This window comes from Helicobacter turcicus (assembly GCF_019711685.1).
Classification (GTDB): domain Bacteria; phylum Campylobacterota; class Campylobacteria; order Campylobacterales; family Helicobacteraceae; genus Helicobacter_D; species Helicobacter_D turcicus.
The window spans coordinates 1-1,893 of sequence record NZ_JAIGYQ010000026.1 but is presented as its reverse complement, the minus strand read 5'-3'; the positions used below and the strand labels follow the sequence as shown (position 1 = coordinate 1,893).

The following is a 1,893-nucleotide window of genomic DNA, read 5'->3' as shown; positions in this document are numbered from 1 at the left end:
ACATAACACCCCCCTTGAATAACCCTGCAACAACCGCTTAAAAAATTTGAAAAGTGCAATTTTCAATAGTAAATAAAAATGAACAAAGGTTTTAATAAGCCTGCATAAAGAGAAGGATTAGAGTGTTTGATTATTGTATTGTTGGGAGTGGTTTATTTGGCAGTATCTTTGCCTATGAAGCAAACAAAAGAGGTAAAAAATGCCTTGTTATAGAAAGACGCAATCATATTGGTGGAAATTGCTATACAAAACTGAAAGAAAATATCAATATCCACGCTTACGGAGCGCATATTTTTCGCACAGATTCTAAGCAGATTTGGGATTATATGCAAGAATTTTGCACATTTAACCATTTTATTAATTCTCCCATAGCAAATTTCAAAGGCGAAATTTATAACCTTCCTTTTAATATGAACACTTTCTCTAAGCTTTGGGGAATCTCTACTCCAAAAGAAGCACAAGAAATCATACAATCCCAAAAAAAAGCAGCCCTAGATTCTCTAAAGGGTGCGCCTAGAAACTTAGAAGAACACGCCATAGCACTTGTGGGTGTTGATGTGTATGAAAAATTCATTAAAGGCTATACAAAAAAGCAATGGGGCAGAGATTGTAAAGACTTGCCTGCTTCTATCATAAAAAGAATTCCTGTAAGGTTTATCTATGATAATAATTACTTTAATGACCCTTATCAAGGAATCCCAAAGGGTGGTTACACTCCTATTTTTGAAAAACTCTTAAAAAATTGTGAAGTGCTTTTAAACACAGATTTTTTAACAAACAAAAAAGAATTGAGTAAAAAGGCTAAAAAGATTCTTTTTACAGGCACGATTGATGCATATTTTGACTATGTGCTAGGGACTTTAGAATACCGCTCTTTGCAGTTTGAAGAAGAGCTTTTAGAATGTGCAAATTATCAAGGGGTTGCTGTGGTGAATTTTACCGATGCAGAAACTCCTTATACTAGGATTATTGAGCATAAGCATTTTGAGTTTGGCACACAAAAAAACACGATTATTTCTAAAGAATACCCACAAAATTGGGATAAGACCAAAGAGCCTTATTATCCTATCAACGATACAAAAAATCAAGCACTTTATGCAAAATACCAAGACCTAGCAAAAGAGGAAAAAAACTTAATTTTTGGTGGAAGGCTTGGAGAGTATCGCTACTACGATATGCAAGATGTGATTAAGGCAGCTTTAGAGCTAGTTAAGAGGGAGCTTGTGTGAGAATGCTTTTATTGCAGCAAAATCAAGTAATCTTAAATGTGGAATCTCTTAAGAGTTTTGCAAAAGAGCAGTGTGCGTTTGTAAAAAACAAAAATACTAGTAGCTTTGAGGTGGCAAATGTATCCTAAAGTCTCTATTGTTATCCCTTCTTTAAACTCCATGTCTTACATACAAGAATGCCTCCAAAGTGTGCTTAACCAAACTTTGCAAGACATTGAGATTTTATGCGTAGATGCAAACTCTAGTGATGGGACTTTAGAATACTTACAAGGGCTAGAGAAAAAAGATACAAGACTAAAAGTTATTGTATCTGATAAAAAATCCTATGGCTACCAAATGAATCTAGGAATAAAAGCTGCAAAGGGAGAGTATTTAGGAATCGTAGAGAGTGATGATTATATCAAGGCTAATATGTATGAGAGGCTGTATGCTTTGGCTAAAGAAAAAGGGGTTGAAGTTTTAAAAGGGGATATTTTAAGCTTTGAAGACAAAGAACAAAGAGAATTCACGCTTAGCCCAACAGCCTATGAGGAGAGTTTTTATGGAAGCATTATCTCTTATGAAAAACAGGGAGCAAAAGTGCTTACACAAACTTGGTGTATGAATCAAAGTGGAATTTACAAGCTTGATTTTTTGCGCGAATTTAATATTTTATTTAACGAAA

At 34.3% G+C, this 1,893-nt stretch carries 3 protein-coding genes; all 3 read left to right on the top strand.

Annotated features, from left to right (window positions below; genetic code table 11):
* Positions 1 to 122: 122 nt before the first annotated feature.
* Positions 123 to 1,229: a UDP-galactopyranose mutase gene (glf, locus tag K4G57_RS08910; RefSeq protein WP_221532822.1), complete on the top strand. Its 1,107-nt coding sequence runs from the start codon at positions 123 to 125 to the stop codon at positions 1,227 to 1,229.
* On the top strand, positions 1,226 to 1,357 hold the full coding sequence (locus K4G57_RS09280) for a hypothetical protein (protein WP_283249686.1): 132 nt from the start codon (positions 1,226 to 1,228) through the stop codon (positions 1,355 to 1,357). Before glf ends, K4G57_RS09280 begins: the two co-directional genes overlap by 4 nt.
* Positions 1,347 to 1,893: glycosyltransferase family 2 protein (locus K4G57_RS08905; protein ID WP_221532821.1), on the top strand; the 547-nt coding region annotated here is incomplete at its 3' end. The genes K4G57_RS09280 and K4G57_RS08905, both read left to right, overlap by 11 nt.